This is a genomic window from Streptomyces sp. NPDC042346 (assembly GCF_055581845.1).
Genome location: NZ_JBVJEH010000001.1, coordinates 615,025 through 629,589 on the forward strand (window position 1 = coordinate 615,025; position 14,565 = coordinate 629,589).

Here is a 14,565-nt window from a genome sequence, read left to right on the forward strand (position 1 = left end):
CATGACCGAAGTCAAGAGCGAAAGATTGATTGATCGAAAAAAGATCAGATCGATCGGCTGCCGCTCGTCCCGCACGAGTCCCGCACCCGCAGGCGCGGCAGCAGGCTCAGATGGCGTCGCGCCGCCTCCTCGCCGGACTCCGACTCCCCCTCGGTGAGCCGCTCCACCAGCAGCTCGGCGGCGTACCGCCCCACCTGCCGCTTGGGCGGGGCGACCGCCGTCAGCGGGGTGTCGGCGAGGGCCGCGACCTCGTCGTCGTACGCGATCAGGGCCAGGTCCTGCGGCACCCGCACGCCCAGCTCGGCCAGGCGCTGCACGATCTCGATCGCGTCCACGTCGTTGTGGACGAGCGCCGCGCCCGCCAGGCCCGAGCGGACCGCCTCGTACAGCGCCCGCACGGCCCGCTCGAAGCCCTCCGGGTCCGCCTCTGCGGGCACGGACTCGATGACCGGCCGGGGTTCCTTCAGGCCGAGCGTCCCCAGCGCCTCGGTGTACCCGGCGCGCACCGCGAGCGCGGTCGGGGAGTCCCCGCGGGCCACCAGCAGCGGCGTCGAGTGGCCGAGTCCGAGCAGGTGGCGCAGGGCGAGGAGGACGCCGTGGCCGTGGTCGGAGACGACCCGGTCCAGGCCGTCGAGCGGGCTGCCCGGCTCGGCCCTGCGCTCCAGGAGCACGGCCGGTACGGGCAGTTCGGCCAGCCAGTCCCCGTACGCGAGCCGGTCCTCGGGCCCGCGCCAGCCGGGCGCGACGAGGACGCCCTCGGCGCCCGCCGCGAGCAGGCCCTCGGTGCGGGCGCGGTCCTCCTCCGGCCGGTAGTCCGAGACGCGCAGCACCAGCCGGGCGCCGGCGCGCGCCGCCGCCTCGTGCGCACCCCGGATGACCTCGGCGAAGTAGTACGTGGCGGAGGGGGCGAGCAGGCCGAGGACCAGGCCCTCGCCGGGCCGCCCCGCACCCGGGGCGCCCTGCCCCCGGGGCCAGGACACCTGGCCGTGCACCCGGTCGAGCAGGCCCTGCCCGGCCAGCGCCTCGACGTCCCGGCGGGCGGTGACGGGGGAGACCCCGAGCCGCTCGGCCAGTTCGGCGACGCGGGCGGTGCCGCGCTCGCGGACCAGGGCCAGCAGTCGGTCGTGTCGTTCGGCGGCACTCTCGCGCACGGTGCGGTTCCCCCTCGCGGTGGTGGTGGTCCCTGGACCAGGTCTCTCGACTCTAGTCCAGGAATGATCGAACGACGGGAGTTTCGATCATTCGCTCCGATTCTCTTGACGTTCGATCGAAGCGTGTTCAGGATTCCGGGCGACGCAGCCGTCACAGGGAGCCCTCAGGGAGCATCATGCCCACGCCGCCCGAGAACCGTGAGCTCAGTCCGTACACCGGCTGGACCCGTGCCCACTGGGAGGCCACGGCCGACCGCCTCCTCCTGGCCGTACGCCCGTACGCCTCGCCCCGCGGCGGCCTCATCGACCTCCCCGGACCCCGCCCCAGCTGGTCCGGCGCCCGCTCCGACGGCCTGGAGGGCTGGGCCCGCACCTTCCTCCTCGCGGCCCTCCGCGTCGCGGGCGCCGGGGGCGAGGACCCCCACGGCCACCTCGACCGGTACGCCGAAGGCCTCACCGCAGGGACGGCGCATCCCGGCACCGGCGCCGGCGACCCCGGCGCCGGCGACCCCGGCGCCGGCGACCCCGGCACCGGCGACCCCGACTCCTGGCCCCTCACCACCGACACCCGCCAGGCGGTCGTCGAATCCGCCTCGATCGCCCTCGGCCTCCGCCTCACCCGCCCCTGGCTCTGGGACCGCCTCGACGACCGCACCCGCCAGCGCGTCGTCGACTGGCTCCGCCCCGCCCTCCGGCCCTCCCCCGTCGACAACAACTGGTGGCTCTTCGGCCTCACCGTCGCCGGCTTCCTCCAGGACGCCGGCATCGAGACCGACCGGGCCGCCGCCACGATCGACCGCTCCCTCGCCCGCGTCGAGGACTGGTACCTCGGCGACGGCTGGTACAGCGACGGCGACAACCGCGCCTTCGACCACTACAACGCCTGGGCCCTGCACTTCTACCCCGTCCTCCACGCCCACCTCGCCGGCGACCGGACCCTCCTCGACCGGTACGGCCCCCGCCTCCGCCGCCACCTCGACGACTACGTCCACCTCTTCGACGCGAGCGGCGCCCCCCTCCCGTACGGGCGCTCCCTGATCTACCGGTTCGCCGCGGCCGCCGCCCCCTGGCTCGGCACCCTCACCGGCCACACCCCGCTCACGCCCGGCGCGACCCGCCGCCTCGCCTCCGGCTCCCTGCGGTACTTCCTCGACCGCGGCGCCACCGACGAGCGCGGGCTGCTCACGCTCGGCTGGCACGGCCCGTACCCGCCCCTCGTCCAGGAGTACTCGGGCCCCGGCTCCCCCTACTGGGCCTCCAAGGGTTTCCTCGGCCTCCTCCTGCCCGCCGGACACCCGGCCTGGACCGACCCCGAGGAAGCCCTGCCCGCCGAACGGGCCGACACCGTCCGCCCCTTCGCCCCGGCCGGGCTGCTCGTCCAGACGACCGCCGCCGACGGGCTCGTACGCCTCCACAACCACGGCAGCAACCACGTCCACAGTGCCGGAGCGGACGAGGACGACCCCGGCTACGCCCGCCACGCCTACTCCACCCGCACCGGCCCCACCACCGGATCCGCCCCCGCCGACAACCACTTCGCCCTGATCGTCGGGGGAGAGGCCACCCGGCGCGGCACCGCCTTCCCGGCCGGCACCGGCCACGGCTGGGCGGCCTCCGCCCATCACCCGCTGCCCGGCGTCCGGGTCGTCTCCGCGACCCTCGCCCACGGCCGCGCCGAGGTCCGCGCCCACCTCGTGCTCGGCGCCCCGGAAGGGACTCCCGTACGGCAGACGGGCTGGTCCACCACCCCCGAAGGGCCGCACGCCCAGCTCCACCCGGTCCACGGCTACCCGGACGGCACGGCGGCCACCGAACTCCCCACCGGGGAAACCCTCCAGGGTCCCGGGACCCGCACGCTCGCCCTCCACGGCACGACGGACGGCCCGGCCGCCCTCTTCGTCGCCCTCGCCTCCCTCACCGCCGAACCCGCCCCGGCCCCCGTGGCCGACCTCGCAGACGTCCAGGTCACCGGCCCCCGCACGCTCACCGTGACCTGGCAGCACGGCACCACCACCCGACTGGACCTCGACGCCCTCGTTCCGGAGGATCTGTGACCCAGCGCCGTACCCTCGCCCTCGCCGCCGCCCTCGTACTCCCCCTGCTCGCGAACGTCCCCGCCCAGGCCGCCGCCCCACCCGGCCACCGCCACCACGTCGACTGCTCGGCGCAGGGCACGGGCGACGGCAGCGTCCAGCACCCCTGGACCACCCTCGCCGAGGCCAACGCCCACCCCTACGGGCCCGGCGACCGGCTCCTCTTCAAGCGCGGCACCACCTGCGTCGGCACCCTCCAGCCCCAGGGCTCCGGCTCCGCCGCGCACCCCTTCACCATCGCCGACTACGGAGACGCGACCGGCCGCGCGGTCATCGACGGCGCCGGCGCCCACGACGCCGTACTCCTCGCCAACACCCGGTACCTGCGCCTGACCCGACTGGAGATCACCAACGCCGCCGCCCCCGGAACCGAGCGCAACGGCGTCCGACTCCGCCTGGCCGACTACGGCGCCGCGCAGGGCATCACGCTCGACCACCTGTCGATCCACGACGTCCGCGGCGGCGACTTCAAGACCCTCACCGGCTCCAGCGCGATCCACGTCGCCGTCGAGGGAACGACCGTCCCCAGCTGGTACGACGGCCTCGACATCCACCACAACGACATCCGCGACGTCGACCGCGAGGGCATCTACTTCAAGTCGCGGTTCTCCAAGCGCGACCTGGTCGGCAACCAGCAGGACCCCCACGCCTACCCCGGCGCCTGGACCCCGAGCCTCGGCGTCCGGATCCACCACAACACCCTGACCTCGCTCGCCGGCGACGGCATCAAGCTCGACACCACCAGCGGCGCCCGGATCGACCACAACAGGATCGACGGCTTCCAGCTCCGCTCCCAGGCCGCCAACGCGGGCATCTGGACCTTCAACACCGACGACACCCTCATCGAGTACAACGAGGTCTCGGGCGGCGGCAACACCAAGGACGGCATGTCCTTCGACGCCGACGGAGCCTCGAAGGGCACCGTCTTCCAGTACAACCACAGCCACGACAACGCCGGTGGCTTCCTGCTGATCTGCCCCTACAGCGGAGCCAAGACCCTCGACACGGTGGTCCGTTACAACATCAGCGTCGACGACGGCGCCCGGCTCGTCCAGAACTGCTGGGGTCCCATCCTCAACACCCGTATCTACAACAACACGTTCGTCAACAGGACCACCGTGCCCGCCTACCTCGTCCAGGACGACGCCGGCAGCCCCGCCACCACCCAGCACGAGCTGTCGATCCGCAACAACGTCTTCGTCAACGAGGGCGCGAGCGGCGGCTACGCCTTCAAGAACCCCACCCCCGGGCTCTCCTTCTCCCACAACCTCTTCCACGGCATCGCCATGACCCGCCCCAACCCCGGCGGCATCGACGCCGACCCCCTGCTCCGCCCCGACCTGCGGCTCGGTGCCGGTTCCCCGGCCCTGGCCGCCGGCACGCTGATCGCGGACAACGGCGGCAGGGACTGGTTCGGGAACGCCGTGTCGGCGACGACGGTTCCGAACATCGGGGCGTACGAGGGACCGGGCGTGAACTAGCTCCGGTACGGCACTACCAGCTCCGGTACGGCACTACTTCGGCCCGTACTTGCGGCCCGCCTTGGAGGAGACCCCGCCGAGCAGGCCGCGCGGCGCCAGCTTCACCACACCCATCAGGGCCTTGTAGCGGGGGTCGGGGATCGACAGCGTCTTCCCCCGCTCCAGGTCCGCCAGCGCCGCCGTCACCAGCTTGTCAGCGTCGAGCCACATCCAGCCCGGGATGTTCTCCGTCCCCATCCCGGCCCGCTCGTGGAACTCGGTCCGTACGAAGCCGGGGCAGAGCGCCATCAGCCGCACCCCGCTGCCCGCGAGGTCCCGCGCCGCGCCCTGGGTGAACTGCACGACCCAGGCCTTCGACGCCCCGTACGTCCCGCGGGGCACGAAGGCCGCCACCGAGGCGACGTTCACCACCGCGCCCCGGCGGCGCCCCTTCATCGAGGCGGCCGCCGCCGAGGTCAGCCGCAGCACCGCCTCGCAGTGCACCGTGAGCATCTTCAACTCGTCGGCCATGGAGACTTCCAGGAAGCGGCCCTTGTTGCCGAAGCCCGCGTTGTTCACGAGCATGTCGACCGGCTGCTTCGGGTCCGAGAGCCGCGCCTCGACGGCGGCGATGCCCTTCTCCTCGGCCAGGTCCGCCGAGAGGACCTCGGCCTCCACGCCGTGCCGGTCGTGCAGTTCGGTGGCCTGCTCCCGGAGCCGCTTCACGTCCCGGGCCACCAGCACGACGTCGTGACCGTCCGCCGCCAGTCTCCGTGCGAAGGCGGCCCCGATGCCCGCGGTGGCGCCCGTAATCAGTGCAGTCGTCATACCGGCACGTTAGTGCCCCGCCCGGCGGCTACGCCCCGCCGTCCGCGCGCCCGTACTTCTCCGCGTACTGACGCGCGAGCGCGAGCAGCCCCGACTCCATCCACTCCGCGGCGGCCAAGGTGCCGGGCAGCAGCGTGCGTTCGGTGGTCGCCGCGCGGTGCAGCAGCGCGACGGTGACGTCGTGGTCCGGCCGGTGCACGACCGTGATCGGGTCGCCTGCCCGCACCTCGCCCGGCGAGATCACCCGCAGCAGCGCGCCGGGTCCGGCCGTCGACTGCGTGAACCGCTTGACCCAGCCCTTCTCCTCCACGAAGCCCGCGAACGTCCGGCACGGGATGCGGCCGCCGGTCACTTCGAGGACGACGTCCTCGCCGATCCGCCACCGCTCCCCGATCAGGGCCCCGTTCACGTCGAGGCCGCGGGTCGTGAGGTTCTCGCCGAAGGAGCCGTTGGCCAGCGCGCGGCCGAGCTCCCGCTCCCACGCGTCCATGTCCTCACGGGCGAAGGCGTACGCGGCCCGGTCGTCGCCGCCGTGGAACCGCAGGTCGCAGACCGCGTCCCCGGCGACCCCGCTCCCTCCGACGCCGGGCGCCCCGGGCGCCTCGATCCGTACGGGCCCGTCGACGGGCCGCTTGTCGATGCCCGTCATCCCCGACGCGGAGTCGGTGTACTCCGCCGCCCTGGCCCGGCCCGCATTCACGCTCAACAAGGTCATGCGGGCACTTTACGGGGATATCCCTCAAAGGATCGCCTGGATATTCGCCGCTTCACCCAAGATTCCCTTATGCTTGAACGCATGATCGAGGCCCGCCACCTCCGCGTCCTGCGCGCCGTCGCCGCCACCGGCTCCTTCTCGGCCGCCGCGCGCGAACTCGGCTGCACCCAGCCCGCCGTCAGCCAGCAGATGAAGGCGCTCGAAAGCTCCGCCGGCACCCCGCTGCTGATCCGTACGGGCCGCGAGATGCGCCTCACCCAGGCCGGCGAGGTCCTCGTCCGGCACGCCTCCGGCATCCTCGCGGGGCTCACGGCCGCCGAGGAGGAGGTCGCCGCCATCGCCGGGCTCCGGGCGGGCCGCGTCCGCCTGGTCTCGTTCCCCAGCGGCAGCTCCACCCTCGTCCCCACCGCGCTCGCCGCCCTGCGCGCCAAGCACCCCGGCACCCGGGTCTCCCTCGTCGAGGCGGAACCGCCGCGCTCGATCGACATGCTCCGGGAGGGCGACTGCGACGTGGCCCTCGCCTTCCGGTACGGGGCGGGGCGGGCCGAGTGGGACGACCTCGTCGTCCGCCCGCTGCTCGCGGACCGTCTGGTGGGCCTGGTGCCCGAGGGGCACCGGCTCGCCGGGGCCGGGTCGGTCGGCATCGAGGAGCTCGCGGAGGAGTCCTGGATCGCGGGCTGCCCGCGCTGCCGCCGTCAGCTCGTGGACGTCTGCGAGGAGGCGGGCTTCACCCCGCGCATCGACTTCGCCACCGACGACTACCCGGCCGTGGTGGGCCTGGTCGGCGCGGGTCTCGGCGTCGCCGTCCTGCCCGAGCTGGCCATCGAGTCCGTACGGCCCAAGGGGGCGCGGACCGTGACCGTGGAGCCCGCCGTGGAGCGGGAGATCGTGGCGCTGACCCTGCCGGACCTTGCCCAGGTCCCGGCCGTCGCGGCCACGCTCGACGAACTGACCCGCGCCGCCACGCGCGCGTAGGCGACACCGCCCCGCGCGCGTGGGCGCGACTCGCTCGTGCTCGGTTCAGGCGTCTTCGGTCGTTCAGGAGTTGAGGAAACGTTCCTTCACATGCGCTCCACGATCGGGCGGCCGGCGGCCGCCGCTGTTGTCGTCATGGACGTCACGGATGAAACGGACGTCACGGTAGTGACAGGTGCGGCCGTCGGCGCCGCCGTGATCAGGCGGTTCCGGGCGCGTCCCATGAGCTCTTCGCGTTCGTCCTCGGTGAGGCCGCCCCATACGCCGTAGGGCTCCCGCACGGCGAGTGCGTGTGCCGCGCACTCCGCGCGTACCGGGCACCGCATGCAGACCTCTTTCGCCGAGTTCTCGCGCGCACTCCGTGCCGCGCCGCGCTCTCCCTCGGGGTGGAAGAACAGGGAGCTGTCCACCCCGCGGCAGGCCGCGAGGAGTTGCCAGTCCCACAGATCGGCGTTGGGTCCGGGAAGGCGGGAGAAATCTGCCATTGCGCTAGTCCCCTTGAAACCGTGTCGAACGGATAGGTGGGCGGGTGGATGGCTGATCGGCCGGGGCTCCTCGGGCCCCGACGTGTCGGGGAGGTACAACTACTGTCGAAGTAGATGTAAATATGACTCATTGCGAATCTAGCCACAGACACTGCGAAAAGGGAAGAAAACCCGCTAAATGGGGCATAGCTTTCGATGATGGGCAGAAGGGCCGCGTCGCTCTCCTCCGCTTACGACTCCTCACGTAGAGTGCCGAAGGCTGCCGTCCGACCCGTAACTCTTTCGAGTGACCGTCGTTGAGTGTGCGGAGGCGGTTGAAAGAACAAGCGATCGGGCAGGTGTCCGAGAGCGTCAATCGCACAGGTGACGATACGTACCAGCCCTGGAGGCTCAAGGTGACGCGCAACAGCTGCGAGAGCCACGGAGGTCAGTCATGACATCCGTCCTCGTCTGCGATGACTCCCCGCTTGCCCGAGAGGCGCTCCGGCGCGCGGTCGCGACCGTGCCCGGCGTCGAGCGCGTGACCACCGCGGCCAACGGCGAGGAAGTCCTCCGCCGCTGGGGCGCGGACCGCTCGGACCTGATTCTGATGGACGTACGCATGCCCGGTCTGGGCGGCGTGGAGACCGTCCGCAGGCTGCTCTCCGCGGATCCCGGCGCCCGGATCATCATGCTCACGGTCGCCGAGGACCTCGACGGCGTCGCGCTCGCGGTCGCCGCGGGTGCCCGTGGCTATCTGCACAAGGACGCCTCGCGCGCCGAACTGCGGGCCACCGTCACCCAGGCGCTCGCCGACCCGACCTGGCGGCTCGCCCCGCGCCGGCTCCGTTCGGCCGAGATGGGCGCCGCGCCCACGCTCACCGCGCGCGAGATCCAGGTCCTCGAAGGAATGAGCCACGGCCGGTCCAACGCGGAGATCGGGCGCGAGCTCTTCCTCTCCGAGGACACCGTCAAGACGCACGCCCGGCGCCTCTTCAAGAAGCTCGGCGCCTCGGACCGGGCGCACGCCGTCGCACTGGGTTTCCGCTGGGGCCTGGTGCGCTGAATCGCAGGTCACCGGCCAGATCCCCGTCCGCATCCGCGCCCGCCGCGGGGTGGACGGGGTGGGCTTGTGTCACTTCCCCGCGCGATGCCGCATCCTTGAGATGTGGAGTTCCTCGGGGACGAGTCGGTCGAGCGGGAGGGGAGGGCGCGGGAGATGAGTTCCGGCGCACCTGCTCATAACGCTTCGGTGCACAACTACGGACGCGGTGCCGCGAACGCAGAAGCGTCGAGGCACCATGGAGCGATGCGCGACGACGAGACCGTGGGTTCCCCCATGCCTGCCGGGCAGGGGGAGATCGGCGCGCTCGTACGCCGCGCGGTCGAAGGCGACGCACAGGCCACGCACGACCTTCTGGCGCGTGTGCATCCGCTCGCCCTGCGGTACTGCCGCACCCGGCTGAGCCGGCTGCCCGGCGACGCCCGCCACTTCGTGGAGGACCTCGCACAGGAGGTCTGCGTCGCCGTCCTCATGGCCCTGCCGCGCTACAAGGACACGGGCAGGCCCTTCGAGGCCTTCGTCTTCGCCATCGCCGGACACAAGGTCGCCGACCTCCAGCGGGCCGCCATGCGGCACCCGGGGTCCACGGCCGTGCCCTCCGACGAGATGCCGGAGCGGCCCGACGACTCCCTCGGTCCCGAGGAGCGCGCGCTGCTCAGCGACGACGCCGAGTGGGCCAAGAAGCTGCTCGCCAACCTTCCGGAGAACCAGCGCGAGCTGCTCGTGCTGCGGGTCGCCGTCGGGCTGACCGCCGAGGAGACCGGGCAGATGCTCGGCATGTCCCCGGGGGCCGTCCGGGTCGCGCAGCACCGGGCGCTCAGCCGGCTCCGCGCGCTGGCCGAACAGTGAGTCTGGCCGAACAGTAAGTGTTGCCGGGGCCTGTCAGCCCTTTCGTACACGTACAAACGTCCAAAGCTTCCGGCTGATCTTGATCGTGGAATGAGACACGGCTTCGGCCCGTTAGCATGGACATCCGCACCGATCAAGGCCATTTGGGGAAGGTGTCATGACTGCATACGTCGACGGAGTGCCCGAGAAATTCGCGACACTCGGGCTGACCTACGACGACGTGCTGCTGCTGCCGGGCGCGTCCGAGGTCCTCCCGAACGCGGTCGACACCTCGTCCCGCATCTCCCGCAACGTGCGCGTGAACATTCCGCTGCTGTCGGCGGCGATGGACAAGGTCACCGAGTCCCGCATGGCCATCGCCATGGCGCGACAGGGCGGCGTCGGCGTGCTGCACCGCAACCTGTCGATCGAGGACCAGGTCAACCAGGTCGACCTCGTGAAGCGCTCCGAGTCCGGCATGGTGACCGACCCGATCACCGTGCACCCGGACGCGACGCTGGCCGAGGCCGACGCGCTGTGCGCCAAGTTCCGCATCAGCGGCGTCCCGGTGACCGACCCGGCGGGCAAGCTGCTCGGCATCGTCACCAACCGCGACATGGCCTTCGAGTCGGACCGCAGCCGCCAGGTGCGCGAGGTCATGACCCCGATGCCGCTCGTCACCGGCAAGGTCGGCATCTCCGGCGTCGACGCCATGGAGCTGCTGCGCCGCCACAAGATCGAGAAGCTGCCGCTCGTCGACGAGTCCGGCATCCTCAAGGGCCTCATCACGGTCAAGGACTTCGTCAAGGCCGAGAAGTACCCGCACGCCGCCAAGGACGCCGAGGGCCGGCTGCTCGTCGGCGCGGCCGTCGGCGCCAGCCCCGAGGCGCTGGAGCGCGCGCAGGGCCTGGCCGCGGCGGGCGTCGACTTCCTGATCGTCGACACGTCCCACGGCCACAACAGCAACGCCCTGAACTGGATGGCGAAGATCAAGTCCAGCGTCGGCGTCGACGTCATCGGTGGCAACATCGCGACGCGTGACGGTGCGCAGGCCCTGATCGACGCCGGTGTCGACGGCGTCAAGGTCGGTGTGGGCCCCGGCTCCATCTGCACCACGCGTGTCGTCGCCGGCATCGGCGTCCCGCAGGTCACCGCCATCTACGAGGCGGCGCTCGCCGCCCGCGCGGCCGGCATCCCGGTCATCGGCGACGGCGGTCTGCAGTACTCCGGCGACATCGGCAAGGCGCTCGCCGCCGGTGCCGACACGGTCATGCTGGGCAGCCTGCTCGCCGGGTGCGAGGAGTCCCCGGGCGAGCTGCAGTTCATCAACGGCAAGCAGTTCAAGTCGTACCGCGGCATGGGCTCGCTCGGCGCGATGCAGTCCCGCGGCCAGGGCCGGTCGTACTCGAAGGACCGCTACTTCCAGGCCGAGGTGGCCTCGGACGACAAGCTCGTCCCCGAGGGCATCGAGGGCCAGGTGCCCTACCGCGGCCCCCTGGCCAACGTCCTGCACCAGCTCGTCGGCGGTCTGCGCCAGACGATGGGCTATGTGGGCGCGGCCACCATCGAGGAGATGGAGTCCAAGGGCCGCTTCGTCCGGATCACGTCCGCGGGCCTCAAGGAGAGCCACCCGCACGACATCCAGATGACGGTCGAGGCGCCGAACTACAGCAGGAAGTAACACAGCGCGACGCGTGGGGGCGGTTCCGGCATGTGGCCGGAGCCGCCCCCCACGCTTGTGTCGGGGATACTGGTAGGCGCAGACGTAGAGGGAAAGGCCACACATCGTGACTGAGATCGAGATCGGGCGCGGCAAGCGCGGCCGCAGGGCGTACGCGTTCGACGACATCGCCGTCGTCCCGAGCCGGCGCACCCGGGACCCGAAGGAGGTCTCGATCGCCTGGCAGATCGACGCCTACCGTTTCGAGCTGCCGTTCCTGGCCGCTCCCATGGACTCGGTCGTGTCGCCGCAGACCGCCATCCGCATCGGCGAGCTGGGCGGCCTCGGCGTCCTGAACCTCGAAGGGCTCTGGACCCGGTACGAGGACCCGCAGCCGCTGCTCGACGAGATCGCGGAGCTGGACGAGGCCACCGCGACCCGCCGTCTGCAGGAGATCTACTCCGCCCCCATCAAGGAGGAGCTGATCGGGCAGCGCATCAAGGAGGTGCGCGACTCCGGTGTCGTCACCGCCGCCGCGCTCTCCCCGCAGCGCACCGCGCAGTTCTCCAAGGCCGTCGTCGACGCCGGCGTGGACATCTTCGTCATCCGTGGCACGACGGTCTCCGCCGAGCACGTCTCGGGCGCGGCCGAGCCGCTGAACCTGAAGCAGTTCATCTACGAGCTGGACGTCCCGGTCATCGTCGGCGGCTGCGCCACGTACACCGCGGCCCTGCACCTGATGCGCACCGGCGCGGCGGGTGTCCTCGTCGGCTTCGGCGGCGGCGCGGCGCACACCACGCGCAACGTGCTGGGCATCCAGGTCCCGATGGCGACCGCGGTCGCCGACGTGGCCGCGGCCCGCCGCGACTACATGGACGAGTCCGGCGGCCGGTACGTGCACGTCATCGCCGACGGCGGTGTCGGCTGGTCCGGCGACCTGCCGAAGGCGATCGCCTGTGGCGCCGACTCCGTCATGATCGGCTCCCCGCTGGCCCGCGCCACGGACGCGCCCGGCAAGGGCCACCACTGGGGCATGGAGGCCGTCCACGAGGACGTTCCGCGCGGCAAGCTGGTCGACCTGGGCATCGTCGGCACCACCGAGGAGATCCTCGCGGGTCCGTCGCACATCCCGGACGGTTCGATGAACTTCTTCGGCGCCCTGCGCCGGGCGATGGCGACGACGGGCTACACGGAGCTCAAGGAGTTCCAGCGCGTCGAGGTCACCGTCGCGGACGCGCAGCACAAGCGCTGACCTCCGCCGTACGTGACGAGGGGCCCCGCACCGGGTGGTGCGGGGCCCCTCGCCGTGTGTCCCGTGGCTCAGCGGGCGGCCTTCTTGGCCGCCGAGAAGGCGGCGAAGGCGGCGAGGGCGAAGAACAGGAACGTCATGGCGTCCTTGCCCTCGTTCCAGGCCTCCGTCAGGAGTCCGAACTCCTCGAAGAACAGCTCCGTGGCGGAGACGTTCAGCTCCTTGGCGCCCAGGACCGCGATGCCCACGAGCTGGCCGAGGTAGACGGCGCCGAGGGACAGGACCGCGCTGGCGACGGGCAGGACGGGGTTGCGGCCGCCGACCTTGCCGGCGGCGAGACCGACGAGGAAGCCGACACCGACGGCGGCCCAGCCGATCTCCCGCTCGATGCCGCCGATGACGGCTCCGTACACCCCGCCCGCGACGAGTCCCGCGACCAGGGCGGCCAGCAGGCCGAGCCCCACGTTGTCGCGGACGGGCGCGGGCGGCGGCGCCATCGGGTACGGCTCGGGCGCGGGGCCGTTGGCGAACGGGTTGCCGGGCGGCGGAACGGGCTGGCTCATGCTGCGGATCCCCCCAGGGACGTGGACGCACGGGTGTGCGAACGAGAGGTCCCGGAGATTAGCAGCCCCCTGTGACGGCGCCCCAGGAGTTTCGCGTGCGGTGGTCCGGTCAGAGGCGGTGGGCCGCGCCGCCGGGGGTGGCGCCACGGGTGTCGAGGAGGAGCTGGGCCTTCACCGAGAGGCCCTGGAGGTCGTAGGTGCGGTGGTGCTGGAGCAGGACCGTCAGGTCGGCGTGGGCGGCGGCCTCGTAGAGGGAGTCCGCGCGGGGGACGGGGAGTTCGCGGACGCGCCAGTCGGGGACGTGCGGGTCGTGGTAGCTGACGGCCGCGCCCAGGTCCATGAGGCGGCGGGCGATCTCGTCGGCGGGGGAGCCCTGACGGTCCGCGAGATCGGGTTTGTACGTGATCCCGAGCAGCAGGACGCGGGCTCCGCGGGCCGACTTGCCGTGCTCGTTGAGGAGGGTGGCGGCGCGCTGGACGACGTACTGGGGCATGCGTTCGTTGACCTGGCCGGCGAGTTCGACGAGGCGGAGCGGGCGGTGGGCGCCGACGGTGTCGACGGGGACGCCGTGGCCGCCGACGCCGGGGCCCGGGCGGAAGGCCTGGAAGCCGAACGGCTTGGTCTCGGCGCAGCGGATGACGTCCCACAGGTCGACGCCGAGCTCGTTGCAGAGGACCGCCATCTCGTTGACGAGCGCGATGTTGACGTGCCGGAAGTTGGTCTCCAGGAGCTTGACCGTCTCCGCCTCGCGCGGGCCGCGCGCGCGGACCACCTTGTCGGTGAGCCGGCCGTAGAACGCGGCGGCGGACTCCGTACAGGCCGGGGTGAGGCCGCCGATGACCTTGGGGGTGCCGGCGTAGCCGTGGGTGCGGCTGCCGGGGTCGAGGCGGCCGGGGGAGTACGCGAGGTGGAAGTCGCGGCCGGCGCGGAGGCCCGAGCCCGCTTCGAGGACCTCGCGGAGGAGGCCCTCGGTGGTGCCCGGCGGGACCGGGGACTCGAGGAGGACGGTGGTGTGGGGGCGCAGTCGGGCGGCGAGGGCGCGGGCCGCGTCGGTGACGGCGGTGAGGTCGAGGGTGCGGTCGGGGCCGAGGGGGGTCGGCGCGCAGAGGACGGCGGTGCGGACGCGGCCGAGTTCGGCGGTGTTCGTGGTGGGCCGGAAGCCCCCCGCGAGCATCCGGCGGATCTCCGGGGCGGTGAGCGAGCCGTCGACCGGGGACCGGCCGGCGGCGAGTTCGGCGACGGGGCGGGGGTCGGTGTCGTAGCCGATGGTGGCGATGCCTGCGGCGGTGGCGGCCTGGGCGAGGGGGAGTCCGTGGTGGCCGAGGCCGATGACGGCGAGATCAGCGGGCATGGGGGGGTGGGCCGTCCTTCCCAGTAGCCGGAGGGGACGCGAGGCGCAACCCCGGTGGACAGAACGGGGTGAGCGCAATGTCAGACTAGGCGTAAATATGACCGATATGCGGCATTGTGGGGCCGAAGGTCGCCGAGTGTTATCCACAGGACGGCGGCGAGGCGG

At 72.3% G+C, this 14,565-nt stretch carries 13 protein-coding genes; 7 read left to right on the forward strand and 6 right to left on the reverse strand.

Annotation, left to right across the window (positions count from 1 at the left end; translation table 11 throughout):
* Positions 1 to 44: 44 nt before the first annotated feature.
* Positions 45 to 1,151: a substrate-binding domain-containing protein gene (locus ACZ6K0_RS03070; protein ID WP_469229462.1), complete on the reverse strand. Its 1,107-nt coding sequence runs from the start codon at positions 1,149 to 1,151 to the stop codon at positions 45 to 47.
* Positions 1,152 to 1,327: 176 nt separating this feature from the next.
* Between ACZ6K0_RS03070 and ACZ6K0_RS03075 the strand changes: the two genes are divergently transcribed.
* Positions 1,328 to 3,205: a DUF2264 domain-containing protein gene (locus tag ACZ6K0_RS03075; protein ID WP_469229464.1), complete on the forward strand. Its 1,878-nt coding sequence runs from the start codon at positions 1,328 to 1,330 to the stop codon at positions 3,203 to 3,205.
* Entirely contained in the window at positions 3,202 to 4,725 is a 1,524-nt protein-coding gene (locus tag ACZ6K0_RS03080; RefSeq protein WP_469229466.1) for a right-handed parallel beta-helix repeat-containing protein, read from the forward strand. Before ACZ6K0_RS03075 ends, ACZ6K0_RS03080 begins: the two co-directional genes overlap by 4 nt.
* A 33-nt stretch (positions 4,726 to 4,758) precedes the next feature.
* Here the strand turns inward: ACZ6K0_RS03080 and ACZ6K0_RS03085 are convergent, their stop codons facing one another.
* Both ACZ6K0_RS03085 and ACZ6K0_RS03090 read right to left on the reverse strand, forming a co-directional pair.
* On the reverse strand, positions 4,759 to 5,532 hold the full coding sequence (locus tag ACZ6K0_RS03085; RefSeq protein ID WP_376412756.1) for an SDR family NAD(P)-dependent oxidoreductase: 774 nt from the start codon (positions 5,530 to 5,532) through the stop codon (positions 4,759 to 4,761).
* A 28-nt stretch (positions 5,533 to 5,560) separates the two neighbouring features.
* Positions 5,561 to 6,247 carry an MOSC domain-containing protein gene (locus tag ACZ6K0_RS03090; protein WP_376412753.1) on the reverse strand — a complete coding sequence of 229 codons (687 nt, stop codon included), beginning with the start codon at positions 6,245 to 6,247 and terminating at the stop codon, positions 5,561 to 5,563.
* Between the two features lie 81 nt (positions 6,248 to 6,328).
* On the opposite strand from ACZ6K0_RS03090, the gene ACZ6K0_RS03095 reads away from it, so the two are divergent.
* Positions 6,329 to 7,222: a LysR family transcriptional regulator gene (locus tag ACZ6K0_RS03095; protein ID WP_376412750.1), complete on the forward strand. Its 894-nt coding sequence runs from the start codon at positions 6,329 to 6,331 to the stop codon at positions 7,220 to 7,222.
* 86 nt (positions 7,223 to 7,308) lie between these two features.
* On the opposite strand, the gene ACZ6K0_RS03100 is transcribed toward ACZ6K0_RS03095, so the two are convergent.
* Positions 7,309 to 7,707: a WhiB family transcriptional regulator gene (locus ACZ6K0_RS03100; RefSeq protein ID WP_376412747.1), complete on the reverse strand. Its 399-nt coding sequence runs from the start codon at positions 7,705 to 7,707 to the stop codon at positions 7,309 to 7,311.
* 433 nt (positions 7,708 to 8,140) lie between these two features.
* Between ACZ6K0_RS03100 and ACZ6K0_RS03105 the strand changes: the two genes are divergently transcribed.
* The 4 genes from ACZ6K0_RS03105 to ACZ6K0_RS03120 all read left to right on the forward strand — a co-directional run bounded on the left by ACZ6K0_RS03105 (position 8,141) and on the right by ACZ6K0_RS03120 (position 12,489).
* The gene (locus ACZ6K0_RS03105; RefSeq protein ID WP_003948568.1) at positions 8,141 to 8,752 is read left to right on the forward strand and encodes a response regulator transcription factor; all 612 of its coding nucleotides are present in this window, start codon (positions 8,141 to 8,143) and stop codon (positions 8,750 to 8,752) included.
* Positions 8,753 to 8,995: 243 nt separating this feature from the next.
* A complete protein-coding gene (locus ACZ6K0_RS03110; RefSeq protein WP_376412744.1) occupies positions 8,996 to 9,598 on the forward strand; it encodes a sigma-70 family RNA polymerase sigma factor in 603 nt (200 codons plus the stop codon).
* A 157-nt stretch (positions 9,599 to 9,755) separates the two neighbouring features.
* Positions 9,756 to 11,258 (forward strand): IMP dehydrogenase, encoded by a 1,503-nt coding sequence (gene guaB, locus ACZ6K0_RS03115; protein WP_376412741.1) that lies wholly within the window; start codon positions 9,756 to 9,758, stop codon positions 11,256 to 11,258.
* Positions 11,259 to 11,364: 106 nt separating this feature from the next.
* The gene (locus ACZ6K0_RS03120) at positions 11,365 to 12,489 is read left to right on the forward strand and encodes a GuaB3 family IMP dehydrogenase-related protein (protein WP_024756695.1); all 1,125 of its coding nucleotides are present in this window, start codon (positions 11,365 to 11,367) and stop codon (positions 12,487 to 12,489) included.
* A gap of 68 nt (positions 12,490 to 12,557) precedes the next feature.
* Here the strand turns inward: ACZ6K0_RS03120 and ACZ6K0_RS03125 are convergent, their stop codons facing one another.
* Both ACZ6K0_RS03125 and ACZ6K0_RS03130 read right to left on the reverse strand, forming a co-directional pair.
* Positions 12,558 to 13,049 (reverse strand): hypothetical protein, encoded by a 492-nt coding sequence (locus ACZ6K0_RS03125; RefSeq protein ID WP_376412738.1) that lies wholly within the window; start codon positions 13,047 to 13,049, stop codon positions 12,558 to 12,560.
* A 109-nt stretch (positions 13,050 to 13,158) separates the two neighbouring features.
* Positions 13,159 to 14,400 (reverse strand): nucleotide sugar dehydrogenase, encoded by a 1,242-nt coding sequence (locus tag ACZ6K0_RS03130; RefSeq protein ID WP_376412735.1) that lies wholly within the window; start codon positions 14,398 to 14,400, stop codon positions 13,159 to 13,161.
* Positions 14,401 to 14,565 lie beyond the last annotated feature (165 nt).